This is a genomic window from Hahella sp. CCB-MM4 (assembly GCF_002260525.1).
Classification (GTDB): domain Bacteria; phylum Pseudomonadota; class Gammaproteobacteria; order Pseudomonadales; family Oleiphilaceae; genus Hahella.
Genome location: NZ_MRYI01000126.1, coordinates 1 through 221, shown reverse-complemented (window position 1 = coordinate 221; position 221 = coordinate 1). Strand labels below are relative to the sequence as shown.

At 65.2% G+C, this 221-nt stretch carries 1 protein-coding gene; it reads left to right on the top strand.

Features of this window, described 5'->3' with window-relative positions; genetic code table 11:
* Window positions 1-221: hypothetical protein (locus BTA51_RS30385; protein ID WP_210404976.1), on the top strand; the 221-nt coding region annotated here is incomplete at both ends.

The window sequence follows — 221 nt, the reverse complement described above, 5'->3', positions numbered from 1 at the left end:
GACCCAGACCCTGCAGGTCTCGCCCGAGACGGCGGAATACATCCTGCGGCTGGCGGAACAGCAGGGGCCGGTGCCGGATGGTTTCTGCGCCAAGTCGATCATCGCGATCCTGCATCAGGTGCCCGGGTTCGAATGGATCGAGGACGGGTTCTACCCCAACGCCCTGTCCGAGCAATTCGCCACCATCCCCGGCGTGCGCGAGGAGCGGATCTATTCCGACG